Origin of the sequence: Lysinibacillus sp. FSL M8-0355, assembly GCF_038008985.1 — a bacterium.
GTDB lineage: Bacteria > Bacillota > Bacilli > Bacillales_A > Planococcaceae > Lysinibacillus > Lysinibacillus fusiformis_D.
In genome coordinates this window covers 3,584,929-3,610,957 of the sequence record NZ_JBBPAI010000001.1, presented here as the reverse complement: position 1 = coordinate 3,610,957, position 26,029 = coordinate 3,584,929, and the positions used below count along the sequence as shown (strand labels likewise).

General features: G+C 38.3%; 23 protein-coding genes and 1 other annotated feature. Of the genes, 13 read left to right on the top strand and 10 right to left on the bottom strand.

Annotated elements, in window-relative coordinates:
• The first annotated feature begins 141 nt into the window (after nt 1-141).
• Entirely contained in the window at nt 142-1,227 is a 1,086-nt protein-coding gene (locus MKY46_RS17545; RefSeq protein WP_036118830.1) for a bifunctional 3-deoxy-7-phosphoheptulonate synthase/chorismate mutase, read from the top strand.
• Between the two features lie 174 nt (nt 1,228-1,401).
• Entirely contained in the window at nt 1,402-2,406 is a 1,005-nt protein-coding gene (gene ccpA / locus MKY46_RS17540; RefSeq protein WP_036118832.1) for a catabolite control protein A, read from the top strand.
• Between the two features lie 244 nt (nt 2,407-2,650).
• Here the strand turns inward: ccpA and MKY46_RS17535 are convergent, their stop codons facing one another.
• Genes MKY46_RS17535 through MKY46_RS17525 form a run of 3 tightly spaced genes read right to left on the bottom strand, consistent with a single transcriptional unit; the run spans nt 2,651 to nt 5,115 of the window.
• The gene (locus tag MKY46_RS17535; RefSeq protein WP_036118833.1) at nt 2,651-3,811 is read right to left on the bottom strand and encodes an acetoin utilization protein AcuC; all 1,161 of its coding nucleotides are present in this window, start codon (nt 3,809-3,811) and stop codon (nt 2,651-2,653) included.
• Nucleotides 3,811-4,458 carry an acetoin utilization AcuB family protein gene (locus tag MKY46_RS17530; RefSeq protein ID WP_036118835.1) on the bottom strand — a complete coding sequence of 216 codons (648 nt, stop codon included), beginning with the start codon at nt 4,456-4,458 and terminating at the stop codon, nt 3,811-3,813. Before MKY46_RS17530 ends, MKY46_RS17535 begins: the two co-directional genes overlap by 1 nt.
• Nucleotides 4,459-4,482: 24 nt before the next feature.
• Nucleotides 4,483-5,115: a GNAT family N-acetyltransferase gene (locus MKY46_RS17525; protein ID WP_036118837.1), complete on the bottom strand. Its 633-nt coding sequence runs from the start codon at nt 5,113-5,115 to the stop codon at nt 4,483-4,485.
• A 321-nt stretch (nt 5,116-5,436) separates the two neighbouring features.
• Between MKY46_RS17525 and acsA the strand changes: the two genes are divergently transcribed.
• From acsA to MKY46_RS17500, 5 genes are all read left to right on the top strand, one after another.
• Nucleotides 5,437-7,164 carry an acetate--CoA ligase gene (gene acsA, locus MKY46_RS17520; RefSeq protein ID WP_419185181.1) on the top strand — a complete coding sequence of 576 codons (1,728 nt, stop codon included), beginning with the start codon at nt 5,437-5,439 and terminating at the stop codon, nt 7,162-7,164.
• A gap of 235 nt (nt 7,165-7,399) precedes the next feature.
• On the top strand, nt 7,400-8,434 hold the full coding sequence (argC, locus tag MKY46_RS17515) for an N-acetyl-gamma-glutamyl-phosphate reductase (protein WP_036118839.1): 1,035 nt from the start codon (nt 7,400-7,402) through the stop codon (nt 8,432-8,434).
• Between the two features lie 57 nt (nt 8,435-8,491).
• Nucleotides 8,492-9,724 (top strand): bifunctional glutamate N-acetyltransferase/amino-acid acetyltransferase ArgJ, encoded by a 1,233-nt coding sequence (argJ, locus tag MKY46_RS17510; protein WP_036118840.1) that lies wholly within the window; start codon nt 8,492-8,494, stop codon nt 9,722-9,724.
• Nucleotides 9,687-10,472 (top strand): acetylglutamate kinase, encoded by a 786-nt coding sequence (gene argB / locus MKY46_RS17505; protein ID WP_249645898.1) that lies wholly within the window; start codon nt 9,687-9,689, stop codon nt 10,470-10,472. Before argJ ends, argB begins: the two co-directional genes overlap by 38 nt.
• Nucleotides 10,473-10,545: 73 nt before the next feature.
• On the top strand, nt 10,546-11,676 hold the full coding sequence (locus MKY46_RS17500; protein ID WP_036118851.1) for an acetylornithine transaminase: 1,131 nt from the start codon (nt 10,546-10,548) through the stop codon (nt 11,674-11,676).
• 182 nt (nt 11,677-11,858) lie between these two features.
• On the opposite strand, the gene MKY46_RS17495 is transcribed toward MKY46_RS17500, so the two are convergent.
• Together MKY46_RS17495 and MKY46_RS17490 are read right to left on the bottom strand one after the other, a co-directional pair.
• On the bottom strand, nt 11,859-12,740 hold the full coding sequence (locus MKY46_RS17495; protein ID WP_036118853.1) for an NAD-dependent epimerase/dehydratase family protein: 882 nt from the start codon (nt 12,738-12,740) through the stop codon (nt 11,859-11,861).
• A gap of 137 nt (nt 12,741-12,877) precedes the next feature.
• Nucleotides 12,878-15,886 (bottom strand): transglycosylase domain-containing protein, encoded by a 3,009-nt coding sequence (locus tag MKY46_RS17490; RefSeq protein WP_036118854.1) that lies wholly within the window; start codon nt 15,884-15,886, stop codon nt 12,878-12,880.
• Nucleotides 15,887-15,988: 102 nt separating this feature from the next.
• Nucleotides 15,989-16,197: a binding site (T-box leader), on the top strand.
• Nucleotides 16,198-16,281: 84 nt separating this feature from the next.
• Between MKY46_RS17490 and tyrS the strand changes: the two genes are divergently transcribed.
• Nucleotides 16,282-17,550 carry a tyrosine--tRNA ligase gene (tyrS, locus tag MKY46_RS17485; protein WP_036118855.1) on the top strand — a complete coding sequence of 423 codons (1,269 nt, stop codon included), beginning with the start codon at nt 16,282-16,284 and terminating at the stop codon, nt 17,548-17,550.
• Nucleotides 17,551-17,607: 57 nt separating this feature from the next.
• Here tyrS and MKY46_RS17480 read toward each other — a convergent pair whose 3' ends face one another.
• Both MKY46_RS17480 and MKY46_RS17475 read right to left on the bottom strand, forming a co-directional pair.
• Nucleotides 17,608-18,411 (bottom strand): cobalamin-binding protein, encoded by an 804-nt coding sequence (locus MKY46_RS17480; protein WP_036118857.1) that lies wholly within the window; start codon nt 18,409-18,411, stop codon nt 17,608-17,610.
• 144 nt (nt 18,412-18,555) lie between these two features.
• Complete coding sequence (locus tag MKY46_RS17475; RefSeq protein WP_036118859.1) at nt 18,556-19,761, bottom strand: iron-containing alcohol dehydrogenase; 1,206 nt, start codon at nt 19,759-19,761, stop codon at nt 18,556-18,558.
• A 540-nt stretch (nt 19,762-20,301) separates the two neighbouring features.
• Here MKY46_RS17475 and MKY46_RS17470 point away from each other — a divergent pair.
• The gene (locus MKY46_RS17470; RefSeq protein ID WP_058843400.1) at nt 20,302-20,850 is read left to right on the top strand and encodes a MarR family winged helix-turn-helix transcriptional regulator; all 549 of its coding nucleotides are present in this window, start codon (nt 20,302-20,304) and stop codon (nt 20,848-20,850) included.
• Nucleotides 20,851-20,940: 90 nt separating this feature from the next.
• Nucleotides 20,941-22,137, top strand: coding sequence for an MFS transporter (locus MKY46_RS17465; protein ID WP_036118864.1), 1,197 nt, complete (start codon nt 20,941-20,943; stop codon nt 22,135-22,137).
• 223 nt (nt 22,138-22,360) lie between these two features.
• Here the strand turns inward: MKY46_RS17465 and MKY46_RS17460 are convergent, their stop codons facing one another.
• From MKY46_RS17460 to MKY46_RS17450, 3 genes are all read right to left on the bottom strand, one after another.
• A complete protein-coding gene (locus MKY46_RS17460) occupies nt 22,361-23,548 on the bottom strand; it encodes a tyrosine-type recombinase/integrase (protein ID WP_340835001.1) in 1,188 nt (395 codons plus the stop codon).
• A 90-nt stretch (nt 23,549-23,638) separates the two neighbouring features.
• Nucleotides 23,639-24,076 carry an ImmA/IrrE family metallo-endopeptidase gene (locus MKY46_RS17455; RefSeq protein ID WP_340834998.1) on the bottom strand — a complete coding sequence of 146 codons (438 nt, stop codon included), beginning with the start codon at nt 24,074-24,076 and terminating at the stop codon, nt 23,639-23,641.
• Nucleotides 24,077-24,114: 38 nt separating this feature from the next.
• Nucleotides 24,115-24,522, bottom strand: a complete 408-nt coding sequence (locus tag MKY46_RS17450; protein ID WP_340834995.1) for a helix-turn-helix domain-containing protein — start codon at nt 24,520-24,522, stop codon at nt 24,115-24,117.
• Nucleotides 24,523-24,670: 148 nt separating this feature from the next.
• Here MKY46_RS17450 and MKY46_RS17445 point away from each other — a divergent pair, with 148 nt between their 5' ends.
• The 3 genes from MKY46_RS17445 to MKY46_RS17435 all read left to right on the top strand — a co-directional run bounded on the left by MKY46_RS17445 (nt 24,671) and on the right by MKY46_RS17435 (nt 25,987).
• The gene (locus MKY46_RS17445; RefSeq protein ID WP_445299954.1) at nt 24,671-24,871 is read left to right on the top strand and encodes a helix-turn-helix transcriptional regulator; all 201 of its coding nucleotides are present in this window, start codon (nt 24,671-24,673) and stop codon (nt 24,869-24,871) included.
• A gap of 71 nt (nt 24,872-24,942) precedes the next feature.
• Complete coding sequence (locus MKY46_RS17440; RefSeq protein ID WP_340834991.1) at nt 24,943-25,710, top strand: ORF6C domain-containing protein; 768 nt, start codon at nt 24,943-24,945, stop codon at nt 25,708-25,710.
• A 1-nt stretch (nt 25,711) separates the two neighbouring features.
• Entirely contained in the window at nt 25,712-25,987 is a 276-nt protein-coding gene (locus MKY46_RS17435) for a hypothetical protein (protein ID WP_340834990.1), read from the top strand.
• The last annotated feature ends 42 nt before the right edge of the window (nt 25,988-26,029 follow it).

Below are 26,029 nucleotides of genomic sequence, written 5' to 3'. Positions count from 1 at the left end.
ATAATTTAGCGAGTTGAAGCGCTAAATTAAAAATGCGTGACATTCTGAACAACATTGATTATAATAATGCTATTATCTAAAAATGTAACATACATTTCAGAGTTCTGAAAGTGTCTGTCATGAGGAGAGGAGCAAGTAAGCATGAGCCAAAAAGATTTAGAAAGCTTACGTAGTCAAATTGACGGTTTAAACTTAGAAATTCTTCGTCTAATTAACGAACGTGCAGCTGTAGTTGATGAAATCGGTAAGATTAAAGAAAAGCAAGGTGTGAATCGCTATGATCCACTACGTGAAAGACACATGCTCGATCTTATTAAAGAACACAATCAAGGACCATTAAACCAAATGACGGTTGATTATATATTTAAGCAAATCTTTAAAACAGCTTTAAAACAATTAGAAGCTGATAAGAAGAAGGAATTGCTTGTATCTCGTAAAAAGAAATCCGAAGATACAGTTGTTAATATCAATGGTGAATTAATTGGACAAGGGAAGCCATCTTTCGTATTTGGTCCTTGTGCAGTTGAGTCGTATGAGCAAGTAGCAGCTGTTGCCGCTTCTATTAAAGCAAAAGGCGAAAAGTTAATTCGCGGTGGTGCTTATAAACCACGTACTTCTCCATATGACTTCCAAGGTCTTGGGCTAGAAGGACTTAAAATTTTAAAACGTGTGTCAGAGGAATATGGTTTAGGTGTGATTACAGAAATCGTAACACCAGGTCATTTAGAGGAAGCATTAGACTATATAGATGTTATCCAAATTGGTGCACGTAATATGCAAAACTTTGAATTATTAAAGGCAGCAGGTGCAACAAATAAACCTGTCCTATTAAAACGAGGCTTAGCTGCTACAATTGATGAATTCATTCATGCTGCTGAGTATATTATGTCTAAAGGCAATGAAAACATTATCCTTTGTGAGCGGGGTATTCGTACTTATGAAAAAGCAACACGTAATACATTGGATATTTCAGCTGTACCAATTTTAAAACAAGAAACGCATTTGCCAGTATTCGTAGATGTAACGCATTCAACAGGTCGTCGTGATTTATTATTACCATGTGCTAAAGCAGCTATCGCAATTGGCGCTGATGGTGTTATGGCAGAAGTGCATCCAGATCCATCTGTAGCATTGTCTGATTCACAACAACAAATGGACATCCCAACATTTGACGCATTCTATGAAACACTACAAAAATTCATGAAAAATCATGAAATTCATGCTTAATTGTTAACAGCGAACACCGCTTGCTTACTTCGGCAGGCGGTGTTTGTTATATCGTGACAAAATAATGTCTAGAATAGGACTATTAGTACTTGGTTTTTACGTAGTTCTTCTTGAAAATAATATGAAAATTATCGTATGATAAGGCTATAATAGGAAAAAAGGGAGGCACGTACGATGACTGTTACAATTTATGATGTTGCAAGAGAAGCGAATGTTTCCATGGCAACGGTCTCTCGTGTAGTCAATGGTAATCAAAATGTAAAACCAGCAACACGAAAAAAAGTATTAGAAGTAATTGAGCGATTAGAATACCGTCCAAACGCAGTAGCGCGAGGTTTAGCAAGTAAGAAAACAACAACAGTTGGCGTGATTATCCCAGATATTGCAAACAATGTTTATGCGGAGCTGGCTCGTGGTGTAGAGGATATTGCCACGATGTATCGTTATAATATTATTTTAGCCAACTCAGATCAACATGAAGATAAAGAGTTACAGCTACTGGATACGATGCTTGGAAAACAAGTAGATGGAATTGTTATGATGAGTGATGAGGTCACAGAAAAAATGCAACAAACGATGGATCATTCTCCAGTACCGATTGTGCTAGCTGGCTCGGTTGATGAATCGCAGACAATTGCCACTGTGAATATCGATTATTTCCAAGCGGCCTATGAAGCAATTTCATTACTTATTCAAAATGGACATACACGTATTGGTTTCGTAACTGGTCCACTTTCGTATACAATTAACGGAAAATTCAAGCTAGCAGCCTATAAGAAAGCATTGCAGGATGCTGGTTTACCAATAGATGAGGCATTAATTGCCGCAGAAGAGTCTAGCTATGACATGGGCTTAGAGGCTTGGGAAATATTATCTGCTCTCGAACATCCACCAACAGCTTATTTTGCAGGCAGTGATGAGCTGGCAATCGGCTTAATTCATGGCGCACAAGACGCAGGCAAAAATGTTCCAGAGGATATTGAAGTCATCAGCTTTGAGAACTCAAAGCTAGCGCGAATGGTACGCCCACAGCTAACAAGTGTAGCATTACCGCTATATGATATTGGAGCAGTTGCCATGCGCTTGCTGACAAAATTAATGAGCAAGGAGCCTGTCGAGGACGAGGCAGTTATTTTACCCCACCGTATTGAGCATCGACAATCGGTCAAAAGTAAATAATGATTGTAACACGTAAACTTGTGAAGAGTTTGCGTGTTTTTTTATATGGATGGATAGAACTGCAAAAGTGGTGGATAGGACTATAAAAATGAAGGATAGAATTCTAAAAGTAGTGGATAAAACTATAAAAGTGGTGGATAGAACTCCAAAATGAAGAATAGAACTATAGAAGCGATGGATTAAATGCGGCGGGCCATTATCGCTCCAATGAAAAAGCCTCACGTTGATCGTGAGGCAAAAAAAGTTAATCTCTTTTTTCATTTCGAATAATATGTAGCGCTTTGGCTAACATTTGAGCATTCTTCTCTTCGATTTCAGCTTTTCGAGGAATGGGCTCATATAAAGGAATTGGGTCCTCCCAAGTTGGTATAAAAGGAACAGGTGCTTCTGGCTGCCAGCGATCAAGCCATGCCTGAGGGAGTGATCCTGTTGGACATACTTGATCAGTCATTTCCAACCATAACATGGACCAGGCGCGAGGCACCACTCGCCAAATATCATAGCCACCACCACCAACAGCAATCCATTTCCCCTGACAATACTCATGTGCTAATTGATGGGCGAGCCTTGGAATTTCACGATAAATATTCATCGTTCCGTGTAAATGTGTTAACGGATCAAAAAAATGGGCATCAGCACCATTTTGTGTTAACACAACATCGGGCTTGAAAAATTCAAAGACCTCTCGCATGGACTGTTCATAAATATCTAGGAAACTTTCATCCTCTGTGAAAGCATCCATTGGAAAATTAAACGAGGTTCCATAGCCTTGACCATTGCCGCGCTCTGTGATGTTTCCTGTTCCTGGAAAGAGATAGCGGCCAGTTTCGTGAATAGACAATGTACAAACATTTGGATCCTCATAAAAGCTCCATTGGACACCGTCTCCATGATGAGCATCTGTGTCTACGTAAAGTACACGAGCATTGTATTTTTCCTGCAAGTAACGAATAGCAACCGTACTATCATTGTAAATACAAAATCCTGATGCACGACCACGGAAACCATGATGTAGCCCTCCGCCAAGGTTGAGGGCATGTTCGGCTTTACCTTCCATTACATAATCAACAGCGGTTAACGTTCCACCAACGAGCTGTGCACTTGCTTCATGCATATTGGCAAAAATAGGTGTATCTTCAGTGCCAATACCATAGCTTTCACATTGTGCTTCCGATAATTCACCATGTCCAGCTCTTTTCACGATGTCTATATATTTTGGATCATGTGCAAGCAATAACTCTTCTTCCGTTGCAACACGAGCAGGCACAATATCCACATCATCAAGAGCATTGATATTTTTTAGTAAATCCATAGTTAGCGTCAAGCGTTTATGATTGAAAGGATGTGTATCTGAAAATTTATATCCGAGTTGTTCAGGCGAGTAAACGAATACGGCCTTTTTCATTATAATGAAACACCTGGTAAATTGGGCCAGAGAACATCAAAGCCCTCTTTGCGAAGGTCTTCAATCATGGCTAAAGGATTCAGTGTTTTTACTCGGACACTTAAAATTTTATTTTGTGTATTTTCAGAATCAGGATAAACTAAGACGCTTTGGACATTGGCATGATGTTGATGAAATATTTTGGTGATTTCAAATAAAACCCCTGGTGTATCTGATACTCGGATCTCGATTTTTGAGCCAGGCTCCGTAGCACCGGTCAGCTCTATATATGTATAGAGTAAGTCTGTTGTTGTCACAATCCCTACTAATTTTCCACCAGAGACAATCGGTAAACAGCCTATTTTCGTTTCATAAAATGTAAGAGCTACCTCTTCAACGAAATCTAGTGGATGACCGATAAGCGGGTCTTTCACCATAATTTCCTCTACTTTTGCACTAAAAACAGGAGAGTGAGGTTCATCCTGTAATGATGACGGTAAGACCTCTTTAATATCTCGTTCAGTAATTACACCTAAAACATGACGTTCCTCATCTATAACTGGTAAATGACGAACTTTTTTTTCACGCATTAGCTTTAGTGCTTCATGCACGGTATTAGTAGGCGCTAATGTGTAAGGCTCATCATTCATAATTTCTTCTACGATCATATACGCATCCCCTTTGTGTTGGTTTTAATACATGAAACGATTTCTAAAACGAAGCCTATCAAATCTTTCCATTGTCTCAGGAGGCACACGTTTTCCTTCACGTGCCATAAGGCAATTTGCTGGATGTGAAGTAATTTCGGGATCATCCGTAGCGAAATATTCAAAGCCGACGGAGCTCATCATTTTCTCCATCATTTTGCGGTAGTCCCAAACATTTAAACCCGTTCCTTTTAAATCCCAATGCCAATAATACTCGGTAGTAATCACCAGATAGTCTTCCATTTCATCTCCCATAAATGAAACGGCTAGCAGAGCCTTACCTGAACCCGTTCCACGATAGTCTGGAATGACTTCAATGGCTCCCAATTCAATCATGTCATCGATTCGATCTTCTGCCCATCGTTCAAGTGGATCAGGATAAAGATAGGTAACATAGCCTACGATAATATCTTCGTTTCGAATAATAATAATACGACCTTCTGGGAGCCCTGCAATTTCGATGATGGCCTGCTGCTGCTGTTTTGGAGGTCTGAAGGCAACCAAGCCCTCATGGAATGAATATGTAGCTAATTTTTCTGGAGGTACAGGTCCTTCCACATACACCGTACCATGCTTAGTTTCCTTTGTGACAGAAAAAAAAGTTTTTTTATGTTCCATAATTACACCACCTGAGTTTAATAATTCCATTATAGCTGATTTCTTGCGGAAAAACGCTTATTTTTGCAAAATATACCTGTATTTTTGGAAAAGTGAAAATATTAAGACAATCCATCAAAATTCGTGTAAAATAAAAATATAATGCTTCTGTTATTTAACAGATGAAAGTAGTGTGATTAAGAATTCTATCATTATTACAGTAGTAAACTGTTATATAACAAAGGCTGTATATCAAATTTGCTTTTACGATTATTTCTACATTTCAACAGGGGGGATTGTTGAAATTTAGACAAATGCAAAAGCAAAGAAAGGGGTAGTTTTATGGGGATGAAAATGAAGGAGAAGCTAATGGCTTTACCTGGTCAACACCATTTAACGAATTACGAAGAAGTAGCAAAGTCTCATAATTGGACGAATACGGAAAAGGCATTTAGCTGGTACGAAACAGGTTTAGTAAATATGGCGTATGAGGCAATTGATCGTCATACAGAAACACATCGTAAAAATAAGGTGGCACTTTATTTTAATGATGGTAAACGAAAAGAGACTTACTCTTTTAATGAAATGAAGAGATTAACAAATAAAGCGGCAAACGTTTTTAAATCAGCTACTAGCCTGCAAAAGGGTGATCGTTTATTTATTTTTATGCCACGTTCACCTGAGCTTTACTTTTCATTGTTAGGTGCACTGAAAATGGGTGTTATTGTTGGACCATTGTTTGAAGCTTTTATGGAAGGAGCTGTGTATGATCGTCTGGCAGATAGTGAGGCGAAAGTATTAGTCACAACACCAGCGTTGCTTGAACGTGTGCCATTAGCCAAATTGCCTCAGCTAGAACATGTTTTTTTAGTTGGGGAGGATATTGAGGAAACAGCTCAAATTCTAGACTTTAATAAACATTTAAAAGAGGCTTCGGCACGATTTGAAGTGGAGTGGGTTGAGAGAGAAGATGGGATGATTCTTCATTATACTTCAGGTTCAACAGGTGCTCCAAAGGGTGTGTTGCATGTCCATAATGCAATGATTCAGCAATATCAATCAACACAGTGGGTGCTTGATTTACGGGAAGACGATATCTATTGGTGTACAGCCGATCCTGGATGGGTTACTGGAACAGCCTATGGTATTTTTGGGCCTTGGTTAAACGGTGTGACAATGCTAATTGTTGGCGGAAGATTTTCACCGCAAGCATGGTATCAAGCCATTGAGGATTATGGTGTAACAGTTTGGTATAGTGCGCCAACTGCGTTCCGTATGCTCATGGGGGCAGGTAGTGGTTTACTCGAAAGCTATGATTTATCCTCTTTACGACATGTGTTATCTGTCGGTGAGCCTTTGAATCCAGAAGTTATTCGTTGGGGAATGGAGGAATTAGGACATCGTATACATGACACATGGTGGATGACCGAGACAGGAGCTCATATGATTTGTAATTATCCTTCGATGGATATTAAGCCGGGTTCGATGGGGAAACCTCTTCCAGGTATTCATGCAACGATTGTTGATGATGCTGGCAATGAAGTGCCACCCTTTACAATGGGTAATCTAGCTATTCAACGTGGTTGGCCAGCCATGATGCGCCAAATTTGGGGCAACCCAGAGCGCTATGAATCTTATTTCCTAAAAGGACAATGGTATGTATCCGGTGATTCGGCTTATATGGATGATGATGGTTACTTCTGGTTTCAAGGACGTGTGGATGATGTCATCATGACAGCTGGTGAACGTGTAGGACCGTTTGAAGTAGAAAGCAAGCTACTTGAGCATCCAGATGTAATCGAAGCAGGTGTTATCGGGAAGCCAGATCCAGTGCGGGGGGAAATCATTAAAGCCTTTGTATCTTTACGAGAAGGGGTTGAACCTTCTGATGCATTGATTGAAGATATCCGTGATTTTGTTAAGAAAGGTTTATCTGCACATGCAGCACCGCGTGAAATTGAATTTAAGGATAAATTGCCAAAAACACGTAGTGGTAAAATTATGCGTCGTGTATTGAAAGCATGGGAATTAAATTTGCCAACTGGTGATTTATCGACGATGGAAGATTAAACAAGTAAGCTAACAACAATTGATATTTATACAACATATGCATAAAAGGAAGGCAAGGATTCATTCGATGAACGAAAGGATTCTTGCCTTCTTTTTTCTGACTTTACAATGTTACATAAGCATTCTAAAGATGAAGTAAAGTCTACAGAGAAAATATATAATTTTATAAAAATTCAGTTGACTTAATAAATATGCAGACGTATACTATTTTTAACTTATTTCAGAGGTGAGTGCATTGAAAGTAGGTATTGTTGGAGCAACTGGATATGGTGGACTAGAGCTTATTCGATTTTTACATAACCATCCGGCTATGGATCAGATTGATTTATTTACCTCATCAGAAGAGGGTGTACTTTTTTCTTCAAAATTTGGTCATCTTATTACGATAGTAGATACGCCATTACAAAAAATAGAGTATGACACTTTAGAAAAATTTGATGTTTTGTTTACGAGTACACCATCTGGCGTGACTAGTGAGCTTTTACCGCCATTGATTGGAAAAGGACCAAGATTAATCGATTTATCTGGTGATTATCGCTTAAAAAATCTCGCAAGCTATGAAGCATGGTATGGCAAAAAAGCGGCACCATCCCATAGTGTGCAACAGAGTGTGTATGGCTTAACGGAATGGAATACAGAACTTATCCAGCAAGCAACACTTATTGCTAATCCAGGCTGTTACCCAACAGCGGTTTTGTTATCCTTATTGCCACTTGTAAAGGAGCGGTTGATTGATCCGAGCTTTTTAGTGATTGATGCTAAGAGCGGTATTTCGGGAGCTGGCAATAAGCCATCACAAACGACCCACTTTAGTGAGGCGAATGAGAGCTTTTCAATCTATAAAGTAAATACACATCAGCATATACCAGAAATCGAACAGGCACTTTCCATGTTTGCTCATGTAGATACAACGATTACTTTTAATACGCATTTGGTGCCAATGACACGGGGGATTTTGGCGACATCCTATGCACCTGTTATGCCTGGCATTACAGAGGCACAATTGATCACTTGTTTACAGACAACCTATGAAAAGCATCCATTTGTTCGAGTAGTTACGGATGCAAACGGTTTAGGGACAAATCGTGTGAAAGGATCAAACTATTGTGATATTTTGGTAAAAGTTGATTCCCGTACGAATCGTGCCACGATTGTCAGTGTAATTGACAATCTTGTCAAAGGGGCAGCAGGGCAAGCCATTCAAAATATGAATGTGCAATTTGATTTACCACAAACGACAGGGCTAGATGTTGTACCGTTCTTTATTTAACAGCATGCAGGGAACTGTATGCTTGTCTTATTTTATCCATCAAAGGAGGAATTTCGAATGACAGTCACTACGTTAACAACTGTAATGAAGAAATTATCAAGTAAAAATATCGTTTCACCAAAAGGCTTTAAAGCGGCAGGATTACATTGCGGTTTAAAGCATAAGAAAAAAGACTTAGCACTTTTAGTAAGCGAAGTACCCGCAAGTGTAGCTGGTGTTTTTACAACAAACGCTGTCCAAGCAGCACCATTAAAAGTCACGAAAGAAGTTGTCTATACAACAAAGAAAATGCAAGCAATCGTTGTGAATTCTGGCAATGCGAATGCCTGCACTGGTAAACAAGGGGTTAAGGATGCCCAAACGATGCAGGCGTTAGCTGCTGAAAAGCTAGGAATTGCACCGAATTTGATAGGTGTTTGTTCAACGGGTGTTATTGGCGAAATAATGAAATTGGAGCCAGTTGCTAATGGTATTCAACAGCTAGAGCCAAAGGATAATTTAGAAAGTGCCATTGACTTTGCACAAGCTATTTTGACGACAGATACGGTTATGAAAAACACAAGCTATAGTACAACGGTGGATGGCAAGGAAGTCATTATCGCTGGTGTTGCAAAAGGTTCAGGCATGATCGAACCGAATATGGCAACAATGCTTGGTTTTATTACAACTGATGCCAACATTGAATCTGATGTGTTACAAGCGGCTTTTTCAGCTATTACAAATTTGACATTTAACGCTATTACAGTGGATGGGGATACATCCACTAATGACACAGTGGTTGTATTGGCAAACGGTTTAGCGGGAAATGATACTCTAACGCCTGAGCATCCAGACTGGCAAAATTTTTATTACACGTTGCAAACAGTGGCGGAAGATTTAGCAAAAATGATTGCCAAAGATGGAGAAGGGGCAACAAAGCTCATAGAAGTGGAAGTTGTTGGGGCAATTTCAGATGAAGAGGCACGAAAAATTGCTAAAACTGTCGTGGGTTCACCACTTGTGAAGACGGCCGTTTTTGGCTGTGATGCTAACTGGGGGCGTATTATTGCTGCGGTAGGGTATAGTGGTGCAACTATAGATGCAGATAAAATTACTATTCAAATTGGTGGTGCCACAATGGTTGAAAACGGTGAGCCAATTGCTTTCTCCGAAGATGCGTTAATTCAAATATTAAAAATGCATGAAGTAAAAATCTATGTGTCTCTTGGTCTGGGTGAAGGTAAGGGGCATGCTTGGGGATGTGACTTAACATATGACTACGTCCAAATCAATGCCTCATACCGCTCGTAAACGTATGGTGATTAAGCTTGGAGGCAGTACACTGGAAGGGTTAAATGAAGCTTTCTTTGATAATTTTAAAAGGTTACAAGAAAGTGGGGTAGAACTGATTATCACCCATGGTGGTGGTCCAGCCATTAATCGCGAACTGGCTGCTCGAGGTATACAATCACATACATTAAATGGCATACGTGTTACGAATGAGGCGGCTATGAAAGTTGTCCAATCGACTTTAATCGGTCAAGTGAATCCTGCGCTAGTTCATGAATTAACACATGCAGGTATAGCTGCTCTTGGGTTAAATGGCTTTGATGGTCAATTGATGGTCGCAGACTTTTTAGATCAAGCTATTTATGGCTATGTTGGAGCTATCAAAACCATCAATACATCATTATTGGAAATGTTAATGAGTGGGGGGATTGTTCCAGTTATTGCTTGTGTAGGTGCTAACGAAGCAGGTCAGGCTCTCAATATAAATGGTGATACAGTGGCAAGTGAAATTGCGCTAGCGATAGGGGCAGATAGCTTATTACTCGTAACGGATGTGAGTGGTATTCGTATTCAGGATGAATATCAATCAATAGCTACACCTGCTCTCATCGATCAGTGGACAGAGCAGGGGCATATATACGGAGGAATGATTCCGAAAGTACAAGGGGCTATTGACGGTTTACGTGCAGGTATTCCTTCTGTGCAAATTGTGGGAGAAACATTAATAGGGACAACGATTATCGCTTCTAGTAAACTTCATTCGCCCTAGAGTTCTAATAAGATAATGTGATAAGTATAGTTGTTGAAAGAAGACTATTTCTAATGATAGTGGAGATGATAACATGAGTGCTTTATTTGGGAACTACGGTAAGCGCCGCGCACAAATTGTCAAAGGACATGGGACCGTTGTGGAAGATTCTACAGGGAAACAATATTTAGATTTTACTAGTGGAATTGCTGTAGTGAGCCTTGGTCATGCCCATCCAGCCATTGTGCAGGCACTGCAAGAGCAAAGTGAAAAGCTATGGCATATATCAAACCTTTTTGATATACCGGGTCAGGAGAAGGTAGCACAAAAATTAATCGCCCATACGCACTTTGCTCATGCCTTTTTCTGTAATAGTGGAGCAGAGGCTAATGAGGCGGCTATTAAATTAGCGCGGAAGCATACAGGAAAACATCATATTATTACATTTGAAAAATCCTTTCATGGTCGTACCTTTGGCGCCATGTCTGCAACAGGTCAAGGCAAAGTACATAATGGCTTTGGACCACTCGTAGAAAAGTTTACGATTTTGCCATTCAATGACGTGGCCGCACTGGAAGCAACCATTGATGATTCGGTAGCAGCTATTATGCTGGAAATGATTCAGGGAGAGGGCGGTGTCAATAGCGTATCAGCAGAATTTGCAGCAGCTATTACAAAAGCTTGTGATGACAAAGGGATACTGCTAATTATTGATGAAGTACAAACAGGTATTGGACGAACGGGCACACGCTATGCCTTTGAACAAACGGTATTAAAACCACATATTATGACATTGGCAAAAGGATTAGGCGGTGGTTTCCCTGTTGGCGCCATGCTAGGAACTGCCGAGCTTCATGCGACATTTAGCCCTGGAACACATGGTACAACATTTGGTGGAAATCCTCTTGCAATGAATGTAGCACAAGCTGTTTTGAGCCATGTATTTGAGCCGGAATTTTTACAGCAGGTACGAGAAGTATCGGCTTATTTTGTGGCTCAGCTAAAAGCAAATTTACCTTCTAGCTATACCATTCAGGGACAGGGTCTGTTGTTAGGGATTGGTTGTGGTAATACAGAGGTAGCACCTTATATTGCCGCAGCAGAAGAGCGTGGTCTTTTATTAGTGGGGGCAGGACCAACTGTTATTCGCCTCTTGCCACCATTAACGGTCACAAAGGAAGAGATTGACAAAGCAGTGGCTATTTTAAAGACGATTTTACATTGAACGAATAGAGGATGGGTTATAATTAATTGTCCATGATGAAGGCTAGACATTTTCAATTAACAAAGCTATATAAATAGATAACCCGAACTATTACGAAACACTAGATGAGCGTTTCGTTAAATAGTTTGGGTTTTTCATTGGATAAAATCCTCTTGTACCAGCCGCCTTGTGTTGTTAAAAAGTTATTGGAGCTGTTTTACTAAAGTGCTCACTAATTCGGGTAGCCACTTTTCAAGCTGACTAAATGTAAATCCTGCTTTCTCTGCTTTCTCATTCGACATATACCAGTCTGCAGGAACTCCGTAGGGTGACTGTGATTCCTCATTTCCGCCAATAAGTGAAATTTTTGCACGCTTACCACTTATCTCTTCAATCATAGCTATTAGATCCTTAAGTGATATAGTACCAGACGCAGTAGCGTTGTATGGACCTTCTATAGGAGTAACACCAGTAAAATATAAAAATGCAGCTGCTTCCTCATCTGTAATATAGCTCATTTTTGCATCTATGTTTGGTAGAGTGATCGGTTGATCCTGTAAAATACGTTCAACATGGAAATGTAAACGATGTGTATAGTCATGTTCCCCCATCACAATCGGAAAACGTACAGCGACAACTGGGAACGAAGCCTCTTTAAATAAGACAGCCTCTGCTTGTCGTTTGCCCTCGCCATAAGAAAATTCCTCTTGTTGACCCATGCGAATTTGATACTGGAATGGGTCAAAGTCTTCTTCCTTTTTCATCTTTCCATCTACTTCATAGGTTGAAAGAGTAGAGGTGAAAACCAGTTTTTTAGTTTTCCCCTTTAATAGCTCACAAATTGCTTGTGCCTCGTTGGGAGAATAGCAAATATTATCATAAACAATATCCCATGTAGTATTAGCTAGTGCCTGTGCTAAAGCGTCACGATCATTACGATTGGCCACTAATTGCTTAACATTTGTACCAAAGGGATTACCGCTTTGACCACGTGTTAAAATCGTTACATCATGTCCATTTTGAATACAAAGTTCCACCAGCTTTTTACCAAAAAAACGTGTGCCTCCTAAAACTAATATGTTCATATTTTTCCACCCCTTCAAAATAGTAGTCTTCTTTATAATGACAAAAAAACAGACTTACTACAATTCATAAGTAATGATGTAGTAAGTCTGTTTAGCTAGATTGTTTTATTCGATTGCTTTATGCTAAGCAACATAGATTAGCGTCTTGTTGTTGATGTGTCAGGAGGGGGGGTGTTGCCATTGTCTCCTCCATTTGAGCCATCTTCCGGGTTTTCAGTTCCATTGCCATTGTTACCAGAGCCCTCGCCGTTATTAGAGCCGTTGCCGTTATTACCAGAGCCGTTGCCATTATTAGAGCCATTCCCATTATTAGAACCATTACCGTTACTACCAGAGCCATTGCCATTTGTAGGTGGCGTTGTTGGTGGAATTGGTTCTTGCTCGTTTTCCTCTGGGTCAGGTTCATTTTCGCTACCACCAGTAGAAACAACATTAGACTGTGGTGATGTTAGACCTGTAATGTCTACAGCGACCACAACATATGCTTGTCCACTAGCAACAGAGATACTTTGTGTTGACTCTAGCACAGACGTTACAAGTGTGTTACCACCATTCGTAACGTTGTAGATACGATAACCAACAACATCATTTGATGACTCTGACCATGATAATGTCGAGCCATTTACTGTAGCTGTTACAGCTGCTGGTGGGCTATCGTCCGCTGGGAAATCAACTGCTGATACAGATGAATTCGACAATGTTGAATTCTTTGGTAATAGACTAGCTGGGTTACCACCAAGTCTTCCTAGCATTCGTTTGATAAATGCTTGATTAATGCCTGCACCACCTGATTTAACAAATTCTGCTGGTGTATTTGGCAGAGCATTATAGGTTTTTCCTTTAATCGTTACAACACTTGAAGATGCTAAGCTATCATCAGGCTGTGACGGTAAAAATACTTTCGCATTAAATAAATCTGAACGTACAAGACCTGCGTTTGCACAAGCGGCAGAAGGTGCCATACCTGAAATACCACAGAATGAAGCAGTCACAACATTTTTAGGCGCCTTAAAGCTTGTCGGCGGATCAATTAATTGAGGGTCTGCATCATAAACAGCATTCATTAAAGTGCCCCATAGCTTATTGACACGAACACTTGGCTGTAAATACGTATTGTTAAATGCATAAAGTGTACGAGGCTGATCGTACCCCATCCAAACACCAAGGGATACATTTGGATTATAGCCAACTAACCAAACATCTTTATACTCTTGAGAAGTCCCTGTTTTTGCAGCGAAATCAGAAGAGAATTTTAACGTATTTCGTGCCATTGTCCCTGTTCCCTTCGTTAGAACATCACGTAACATATCTGTCACGATATAAGATGTTTCGGGACTGAACACTTGGACAGGTTCCACTTCATGTTGATAAACAATATTTCCTTCTTGGTCTTCAATTCGATCAATCATATAAGCATCAATGAATTGTCCACCATTTGCAAAAGTTGCAAAGGCATTTGTGTTTTCTTCAACAGTAGTCCCTTCACTTAAAGCACCGATACCCGTTGCTAAGTTTGTAAAATCATCAGGATGTAATTTTGTGAATCCCATTTTTACTAATAAATCAGCAGGGCGTCTATTAATAATGTCATTATATAAACGGAGCGCTGAAATATTTTGAGAGTCTGCTAATGCCTCACGAGCTGGAATAAGACCTCGTTCATCACTCGTAATATAGTTACTTGGACTCCAGGAACCAATCGAGAATTTCACATCAACGAGTGGGCTACCTGCACCGATTACCCCATATTCTATAGCAGGAGCGTAAACAAGTAATGGCTTCATAGTAGAACCGTTAGAGCGAAAAGCCTGTGTAGCGTGGTTTACTTGTGTTGTTTTAAAGTCTCGACCACCGACAAAGCTTAAAATTTTCCCTGTAGTATTTTCTATTAAAATACTGCCCACTTGTACAGGCATCTCAATATCTATTTCTTCACCAGTGACAGAATCTTTTCCTTTACCAGTATACGTATGACCGTAATACTGGAAGTCCTTCGCGGCCTTTTGCATGGAATCATACATATCTTTATTAATGGTTGAGTAAATACGATAGCCCTTTGAACGAACATCACGATCTGCTAAAATTGTGTATTTATCCTTTAGTTTTTTTTCTGCTTTTAATCGTTCTGGGTCAACCCCATCTTCTTTTGCTAGTTTCTCTGCAATAATTTCTTTTGCACGAGCTTCAAGCTCATATGTTAGCCATGGGTAACGATCCTCCGCACGCATTTCTGGTCCGCGGAAATCTGCCGCTATATCATAATCTAAAGCTTCTTTGTATTGCGCGTCGTCAATATAACCAGCTTCTTTCATACGATATAGTACCGTTTTCATACGATCAATACCCGGCTTTAAAGCTTCTTCACTTTTCAGTTCACCTGTATTCGTAAAAGGTGTGTAGGCAAATGGTGCCTGTGGAATACCAGCTATGTAAGCAGCTTGTGGAAGAGATAATTCTTTAGCTTTCACACCAAAAATCCCTTCAGCGGCTGTTTCAACACCAGCAATATTTCGACCTGAAGAGTTACGACCGTACGGAATAATATTTAAGTAAGCCTCTAATATTTCTTCCTTCGTCATAAAATGTTCTAAACGCATTGCCAGTAAGATTTCCTTAGCTTTACGTTCATAGGATACTTCGTTTGTTAGTACTTGGTTTTTAATAAGCTGTTGAGTAAGGGTAGATCCACCTGTTTGCGTAGCAGAGTTAGTGACATCTTGTAATAAACCACGAACAACCGCCTTTGGTACTATGCCGTTATGATCGCGGAAATATTCATCTTCTGTTGCTAGAACAGCATTCACAACATCTGGTGCTACATTGCTAAGTGATGTTTCACGGCGATCCAAATCTGTCCGTAACTTCCCAATATAAATATCGTTGGCAAAATAAATTTCACTGGTTTCTTCATAACTGAAAATTTGATTGCGCAACTCTTCTTTTGAGCGTAATGGCTCTTCTTTTACGAGAGAAGCGAAATACCCAGCTCCAACTGATCCGACAAATACAGTGCCCACCAATGCAAAGACTAAAAATAGTAAAAATAAGTTCCAGGTAACACTACCTGAAATACGTAATTTCTTCATCCATTTTTGTTCAAGTAATTCATCGATCTTTGCATTGATTTTTTCAATCCAATCTTTCAATGTATCGACCTCCTAAAATCTTGTCTATTATAGCACATAATGTTTTAGCTCGAACATAGTTATTGACTTTGAAATAGATTCGTATAGAATTATGTTTATAGTTTTCTAGTGATGAAGAGTTTACAGTAGTATCTATATTCCCTGTTTAGAGAGCCAGTGGTTGGTGAAAACTGGTCATAGTGTAGAGACGAATTACGTGCTTGGAGCTTAGACGTGCGCGCCTGCGATAAAGGCGGTTGAATGAAGTGGAAGATGGATGACATCTTCAAGCCGGGTGGTACCGCGTTAGTTTGTAACTTAACGTCCCTGCATGCAATTATTTGCGTGTAGGGACTTTTTTATTTAAATAAGCCCATACACGTAACGCATTTCAACCATTTTTAGGAGGAATTAATATGACAAACGAATTATTACAAGATTTAGAATGGCGTGGTTTGCTATACCAACAAACAGATGCAGAAGGCATGGCAAAATTATTAGATGAGCAATCAGTATCCTTGTACTGTGGAGTAGATCCAACAGCAGACTCCATGCATATAGGACATATTGTTCCATTGTTAACACTTCGTCGATTCCAAAAAGCTGGTCACCGTCCAATTTTACTTGTTGGTGGTGCAACAGGGATGATAGGTGACCCATCTGGTCGTTCAGAAGAGCGCCAATTACAAACAGTAGAGCAAATCGATAAAAATGTCCAAGGAATCCGTAGCCAATTAGAACGTATTTTTGATTTTGCAGAAGATGGCAACGGTGCACAGCTTGTGAACAACCGCGACTGGATTGGCAATATCAATACAATTGAATTTTTACGTGATTACGGTAAATTAATTAACGTAAACTACATGTTAGCAAAGGATACGATTGCTTCTCGTCTAGACACAGGAATCTCTTTTACAGAGTTTGCATACACGTTAATCCAAGGTATTGATTACAATCATTTATACAATCACTACAATTGTCGTATACAAGTAGGTGGCTCTGACCAATGGGGTAATATTACAACAGGCTTAGAAGTTATTCGTAAAACACATGAGGAAGAAACGAAAGCATTCGGGATTACGATTCCTTTAGTAACGAAAGCAGACGGCACAAAATTCGGTAAAACAGCAGGTGGTGCTGTATGGTTAGATAGTAAGAAAACATCTCCATATGAGTTCTACCAATTCTGGATCAATGCTGCTGATGCAGATGTGATCAAATACTTAAAAATCTTTACGTTCCTTTCTCGTGAAGAAATTGAAGCATTAGCAGTCTCTGTAGAAGAAGAACCACATTTACGTAAGGCTCAAAAAGCACTTGCAGAAGAAATGACTCGTTTAATTCATGGTCAAGAGGCATTAGAGCAAGCCATTCGTATTACAGCAGCTTTATTCTCAGGGGATTTAAAAGCACTTTCAGCTGAAGAAATGAAGGATGCATTTAAAGATGTTCCTTCTATTGAAATGGCTAAAGAGGACAAAAATATTGTAGACCTTCTTGTGGAAGCGGGGATCTCATCCTCAAAACGTCAAGCCCGTGAGGACGTATCGAATGGTGCGATTAGTGTAAATGGTGAGAAGGTGACGGACTTAGAATATGTATTCGATGCCAAGGACCGTTTAGAGGATGCATTCAGCATTGTGCGTCGTGGGAAGAAAAAATATCATATGGTGAAGTTCGTTTAATTTCTATAAATGAAAAAGCAACATCCTCTTGTTCAGGGGGATATTGCTTTTTTTCATTTATAAGAAACTTGGAGGTTTTATCTGTTTATATTCTTTAGGATGCAATAGGTTCGCAAGCTTTATGGCACCTTCGATCAGCCGTGGAGAGGGGCGGCAATACAGCCATTCTTCCATTACGTGAAGCTGTTTCATTTGAACGGCATGTAGCTCTTTAGCATGTGGACGTTTTAATAAATTAGCAGGCTGTATACGCTCAAATGCTACACCTACCCAAGCCATCATAATGTAGTCGGGCTTTCGCTCAACGACATCTGCCCAATCCGTTTGAACACTGGCAAGATCTACATCTTGAAATAAATTAACCCCACCTGCAATAGCACTAATTTCCGTAAGCCAGTTTATTTTTCCTGGTGTAAAAATAGGATTGGGCCACCATTCCCAATAAAGAGTAGGTTTCTTTTGGATAGTCTGTGCAATGGAACGCATCTTTTCGATAGAATCCATGTATTGTTCGGCGATGGCCTGTGCATGTTTTTCCACATGACAAGCTCTTCCAAGTGTCAGAAGGTCCTGAGCAATCTCCTCTAGTGAGTTTGCATTAAAAATGATGTGGGGAATCTTTCTTTCTTTCAATGCTTCAATATTTCTTTCCATCCCAGGCACACTTAAGGAAGCTAGGACAAGATCAGGCTGTAATGCCTCTAATGCATCCATATTAATGGATAAATCTGGTCCAAGCTGTGGTAAATCTTTAACCGTAGCTGGCCAATCAGAAAAATCATCGACACCAACGAGCTGGTCTGTCAGCCCTAAATAAGCGACTAATTCTGTATTGCTAGGACAAATTGAAATTAAACGCATATCGTTTTTCTCCTATTCTTTTTAAGAAAAGTATAGCGAGAGTTTCTAGTATAGACAATGTATGTATACTGAACCTATAAAAAAGTGGAGAAAACAAGCGTTTTCTCCATCTATTGTCATGGTAGGCTTATATGAATTCCTCGATTAAGAAAGGACAACCGCTTCGAGTGACTCCTCTTTTTTCGCAAGAGGCCCCATTGCATTAGTAATGATTTGTTTAATATCCTCTAGTGTTGCTTTACGAGGGTTAGTCTCAGCACAAACATCCAACATTGCATTTTTTGCTAAGATTTCGATATCCTCATCTTTTGCACCCAATGCACGGAAGCCGCTAGGAATATTTAAATCTTGTGATAGCTTTTCAATAGCTGTAATAGCCTTTTCAGCGGCATCACGTTTACTTAATCCTTCCACATTCTCTCCTAATAATTCAGCGATACGAGCAAAGCGTTCTGTACGTGCTGTTACATTGTAGCGGCAAACATGTGGCAATAAAATAGCATTGCACACGCCATGTGGTAAATTATAGTAGCCACCTAATTGATGAGCAATCGCATGCACGTAGCCAAGCGATGCATTATTAAAGGCCATTCCTGCTAAAAATTGAGCATACACCATTTGCTCCCGCGCTTCTAAATCAGCACCGTTCGCATAAGCACGCGGTAAAAATTCAGGAACGAGTTGAAGTACCTTTTCAGCACATGCATCTGTAATTGGCGTAGCATTAGTAGAAACAAAGGATTCAATCGCATGTGTTAATGCATCTACGCCAGTAGCCGCAGTTAGAGCCGGTGGTAAGCCAATCATAAGCTCGGGGTCATTAATGGATAATAACGGTGTTACATGTTTGTCAACAATGGCCATTTTCACTTTACGTGCTGTATCTGTAATAATTGTGAATCGAGTCATTTCACTTGCTGTCCCAGCAGTTGTATTGATCGCAATTAATGGCACCAATGGATTTTGTGATTTGTCAACGCCTTCATAGTCATGAATGCGTCCACCATTCGAAGCAATAAGTCCGATACCTTTTGCTGCATCGTGTGCGCTGCCTCCTCCAAGAGAAACAATGGAATCGCAGTTTTCAGCATGATATACTGCTACACCATCTTCAATATTCTGATCTGTTGGATTTGGTTCTGCTTTAGGGAAAATTGCTACATCGATTCCAGCAGCTGTAATGATGTTTGCAATTTGTTCTGAGAGACCTAATTTGTGTAATCCCTCATCTGTTACGATTAATGTCTTTTTCACTTCTAAATCGTTTAAGCGTTTACCAACTTCTTGAATTGCTCCAGGTCCAAATAAGTTTGTTTTCGGCATAACAAATTGCTTTAGAACGTCTGACATATTTCCAACCCCTTTTAAAAAATTATTATTGCTTGAATGATGGTGAACCACCTTTCGGAATTCATCGTATTCTATTTTTTGTAAAAGTTCAACTCGTATTTTTATTAAAATTGTTCATTTTATTCATGTTATTATTTCACAAAAAAGTTAAGGTGTTGAAAGGGTGTTTAGAAAGTAGTTTTGTATAAGAATATTGAATTTAATGTAGTTTGAAAAATATTTTACTATGAAAGTAAAATATATTTTTTAGAAAATGGTTCTATTTTTATGAGTAGTTGAATAGTAAATAACTGATATTTTGTTTTTATTATTAAGGTAGTGATTATGTTATTTTGAAACGGTGTAATTACTATTTTAAAGTACATAAGATTGTCATCATATGAGAGGGGAATAATTATTGTTCGTTATAATGAAATACGTCTGCGCTAAAAAATAGTGGCTTTATTTTGAAGAAATTTGTGGAAATAAAAGTGCTTGCATTAGATTAATTTTATAGTTAGAATGGTTAATAGTTAGATAATCTAATTAAAAGGTGATTCAATGACAAAACTTAAGAAAACGTACACGAATGAAGATGATTTACCAGTGTTAGGGGTAGAGCCATATATTGAACTGATTCAGGCGTCCTCTTCAAGTGAGACAAATCAAGAAGATGCAAAATTGGGATTAATGTTGTTATGGTTAAGTGATCATGTTTTAGATGTAACAGACAATGAGTTAGCTCCTTTTGGAATTACAGAAAGTAAATTGGACTTATTACTATTGCTGACACTACATGAAGAGAGACGTGCGACTCCGTCTGCTTTAGCTAAACGATTGGGAATTACGAGGGCATCAGCAACATCAATGCTGGATTGGCTAGAAAAGAGAAATCTTGTTGTACGGAATCATAGTAAAGAAGATCGGAGGAAGATCTATGTAAGTTTAACTGATGAAGGGCGTACTTTTATCGCTGAGGTTTTACCGACTTATTGGTCGTCATGTGCTTCTAATTTAATCGATTTGGAACCTGATGAACGAAAAGTATTCGAGAAATTAGTGAGTAAATTATTAAAATCTATACAAAGAAAACTAAAGGTGGAACGTTAAACTGTAGCTATATTGATACAGTTTAATTTTTAGTTGTTTAATTAGATTATCTAACTATAAGCTAATCAAACTAAAAGGGTGATTTATTTAATGAACATTGTAATTTCAGGAAATCGCGCAAATTATACTTTAATGACAACTATTTTAGCCTGGACAGGTATGGTGGTGATGTCGAGCCTCTATTTAACAATACCTCTTATTAGTTTATTCAGTGATTATTTTCATATTTCATTGTCTAAAGCAGGTTTTACATCAAGTGTTTTTTCACTTGGATTTGCGCTAGGGTGTTTTTTCTATGGTGCAATATCAGAAAAATATGGACGTAAAAATATCATCGTATTTGGGCTTTTTTCACTAAGCATGATCACGTTACTTCTAGGATTAGTTAATGATTTTTCTGTTATTCTTTTATTGAGAGGATTACAAGGGCTTGCGGCAGCTACATTTTCACCAGTAGCGCTTGCTTATACTCTTGAGGTTTTTCCAAATGATCGAAAAGTTGGGGCAGTTGGTTTTATTAGTACGGGATTTCTTGTAGCGGGTATAGTTGGTCAGGTATTTAGTGGATATGTAAGTGAACATAGTCATTGGCACGTCATCTTTTATGTGCTTGCAGTAGTGTATGCTATGACTGCTTTGTTAGTCGTGTGGATCTTACCGAAGGGAATCGTTCACAATGAAACCAAAAATATATGGGCTCCCTTGAAGAGAATTGGTATTATTTTCACCAATAGAAATTTGATATTTAGTTATATCATTGCATTTGTTTTATTAATGTCATTTGTCAGTATGTACATTATTTTGGGTGCATATTTAACGAGTAATTCCTTTGGTATGGAAAGTCAGAACCTCATTTACATTCGTGCCTTTGGGATAGTAGGGATGGTAATGTCACCATTTGCAGGGAAATTAGCAAAGCGTTTTAATGAGCTGTCTGTACTGAAAATGGCCTTGTCATTTTCGATTATCGCACTAATCATGATGAGCTTTCTTTCAACCATAGCTGGTTTAACAATCGTTAGTATTCTCTTTGTTAGTGGGATTGCTCTTGCGGTGCCTTCATTAGTGACAATTGTTAGCCAGTTAGGCTGGAATATGGGAGGGATTGCAATCTCTATGTATACAGTCATTTTATTTGCTGGAACAAGTGTTGCGCCATTCATATCTGTTTATTTGATACAATCTGGTAGCTTTGCTGTAGCCTTTCTTCTTCTAGCTATAACACTTAGTATCGGATTCGTTTCCGCACTAATGATTACAATTGGAAACAACAAAAGTTTAAATTGATTGTTTAGGGGTGTTAGGATGAAGCTCTAAGTAAAAATTATTATTACAATTATATGGTGAAGACAATAAAAAGGCCCTGAAACCTTGATATACAAGGAATTTCAGGGCTTTTGTTGTCATTAACGAGAGTAATATTGCATCATCAATCAAAGTCTACTATTATCAACATTTATATTGATTATTTCTACTACTGTACCCCAAAATGTACCCCAATAATAAAGATTTAGTCAAAATTCACAACTTTAGCTAAGGCCTTGGTTGCCCGCTCCTCGAGCTCTTTGAAACTATGAGAATAAACCTCTAATACCATTTTAGCTGTGTTGCCCAGAAGTTTGGCTATAGTTGTAACTGGAACACCTTCATTAATTAAAATCGTTGCAAATGTATGCCTGAATCCATGAGGTGTAATATTTTTAAGATTATTTCGTTTTAAAATACGAGATAGTGAAGCACTAATAAATGTATCCGAAATGGCTTCACATGTCTGATAAGAAATAAACACATAATCATCATCTTTTGTTTTAAGTCCATGTGCTAGGCGGTATTGCTTACACCATTTTTGATATTTCTCCAAAGCACGAGCTAGAGATGGATTCATTTCTAGTGTGCGTATACTGTTTGATGTTTTTGTTGCTCGCTCCCCATGCCTATCGCGAGTTCTCCCGATTGATAAAGTATTGTTTTCAAAATCTATATTTCTCCAACGTAATGCTGCTAATTCTCCACGACGCATGCCAGTAGCAGCAAGTGTAATGAAAATTGTTTGGACAGTAATATTTTCTTGTTCTTTACAACATTTCAAAAAGAAACTTAATTCATCTGGAGTATAAACATTTTCTCGAACATCTTTACCTGAGGATTCATGTATTTTATCACTACTATCTTTAATCGTAATTTTGGTAAAACGATTTCTTGTAATAATTTCTTGATCTACTGCTCCGTTTACACAGATTTTAAAAATACGATGATATAATTTGACGGTACTTACAGAATATTTTTTTAATAGTTCGTCAATGTAAGCTTGTTTATAAGTAATTTTATCAAGCTTGGACAGCTTGAAATTACCTATTAAAGGTTTTATCTGTTGCTCGATTATTTTTTGACGTTGTAAAACTGTTGTAATTTTCCACTGATCTTGTTGTGATTCGAGCCATTTTTCTGCCCATTGAGCAACCGTTAGATTTTCATTTTCTATAAAACTTACATTTCCATCTAAAATCTCTTGTTTAACTCGTAGTAATTCTCTATAAGCTGCGTTCTCTGATTCAAAACCAGAAGCGGATTTTTCTTTTCGTTTACCAAAGCCATCATAATAACGATGACGGTATGTCCATCGTTTTTGTTTCTGACTATCCAAATACCAAAATAATTCATTATCTTTATTTGTTTTATTCAATTTATATCTTGCCATATTGACTTCACCTTTCTTTACACTGGCAGGTGTAGGCTAGTCGACTGCATCACTCCTTTCAAGTGAGAATGTATGTTCTTTTTTTAAGTATTAAAATAGCCGCTTAAATTTCAGTTCCGCAAACTCAACTGGAACATGGTGTAAGGCAGCTATATCATATATGGACATTTGGTCATATGATTCAAATAAACTTTCATCTGGGATTAATAGATGAGCAGCAGCAGTGTTAGCTTCTCTTTCGATTTTTCCTACCGACAATAGTGTGTATTTCTTCATAAAAGCAGTATTAACGCGTGGGTGCAATATTCCATGAAATAGTTCATGTGCACAAACTGCCTTTTTCCATACTTCATTAAGATTACTATTAATAACAATATACTTATTACGCTTATGATACTTATAGTAACCTCTAATTTCCTCATGTAAATCCCATTCGATAATATGTATGTTTAGAAGCGCTGCTAATTCAAATGGACATGAGGTGCCATACTTATTTACTAATTCATCTACAATTTGTTTTATCCACATTTAATCACATCATTAGTCATAGATGCACCCCACAAATGTTATTCGTCATCGTCTCTATATTTTTTAGGTATATACTTTTTATTAATTCTTTGTGTTTGCCTAAAAATGTGCTCCATTGATTCAATAAGGGATTCTTTAGCTTCATCACTCATAGGCTCACCATCAAATGCTAAACCATCGGAATTTTCTATTTCTTCACGAAACAGTATCAATTGTTTTGCAATATCACGTTCATCTTTAGTCAATTTGCTATTATCTCTTCCCATTAGATAATCAATAGAAACATCATAAAATTCGGCAAGTTTATTTAAGGTTTCGTGATCTGGACTACGTCTATTAATTTCATAGGCAGTGTACGCTGAACGTGTAATGCCAAGATAATCAGCTATCTCTTGTTGTGTCTTTTTTGCATTTTTTCTTAAAGTTTTCAACCGGACATTTAACATTTATACACCTCCTTATAATCATGATATGTGACAAAATGCAACAGTTCAATTTAAAACTATTTTTTGTGACTAATAGATTCTTTTTGTTGACAATGTGACAAAACGCAACTATTATTAGGTTATAAAAGTTACAAGAGAGGTGATTAATTTGAGAGTCTGGCTTCGTGAAATACGAAAAAAGAAGGGGCTAACTCAATTACAGGTTGCAGAATTAGCAGAAATTGACCGTTCCCATTACACAATGATAGAACTGGGAACAAGAAATCCTAAACCTGAAATTGCTATGAGAATAGCTAGTGTATTGGGCTTTGATTGGCAAGTTTTTTATGCCCAAAAATGTGTCATTTAGCAACAAATTTATAATAAGTTGTCTTTCGGTGACAAAAAGAGCATTTGACACTATATATAGGAGGTACATTTATGACTCAATTAGTTTTTATCAACAACAATCAAGTAGTTACTGATAGCTTAACAATTTCCAAAATGTTTGGTAAAGATCATAAACATGTTCTACGTGACATTGAGACACAAATTGAAAAGTTAAAAGAAGCTGGAGAGTTGGAATGGGGGGTGTCCAACTTTGGACAGACCCATTACCAACACCAGCAAAATAAACAATGGTATCCCAAATACAATTTAACGGAAGATGGTTTTGCGATTGTAGCCATGTCATATACAACTCCAGAAGCCATGAAAATGAAGGTCAAATTCATAGAAGAATTTAAGCGAATGCGATTGTTTATTCAAGAGCAACATATAAAGCCTCTATCTGAAAAAGAACAACTCAAAGCATCTATGAGGCTATCACTGGAAACTTCCGAAGAGGTAGAGACTCTGAAAGTAGAAGTCAGTGAAGTTAAAGAAACTGTCCAAAATCTGGTTAACACTATGCGTATAGATGGAGGTCAAGAAGCTCAAATTTGTAAACGTGGTAAGGAAGCGGTTATGAAAGCTCTTGGTGGCAAAAATACCAATGCTTATAACCAACTAAGTAAACACGTATTTTCAGCATTTTGGCGTGATTTCAAAGATCATTTTGAGATTCCACGTTATGGAGATTTACCGAGATCACGTTTTGCAGAGGGTATTAAATTTATTTCTATTTGGCAACCATCTACCTCATTACGAATGGATATAACGACATGCAACGGACAACAACATCTAAAATTAGTCGAAGGTGGTTGTTAGGATGATTCCAGCAGTTGTTGAAGTACAAGTGAATCAGGAATATATTGACCAACGTGTTGATGCTAAAATCGACGAATTTGTTCGGCCACAAATGATTCTTTGTAGTCTTGATAGACTTTGCAAAATGTACGACATGAGCATGAATACATTCAAAGATAACTTTCTACATGATCCGCGTGTCCTAATGCACGAAAGGACAAAGAGTACAAAGGGTAAACGTAGGTTCTTATATGAACCTACTATAGCAGCTATTAAACAAATTATGGATGAATGGTAAAAAACATAAATACACTGGCAGGTGTAAAAGTACAGCAGAGGC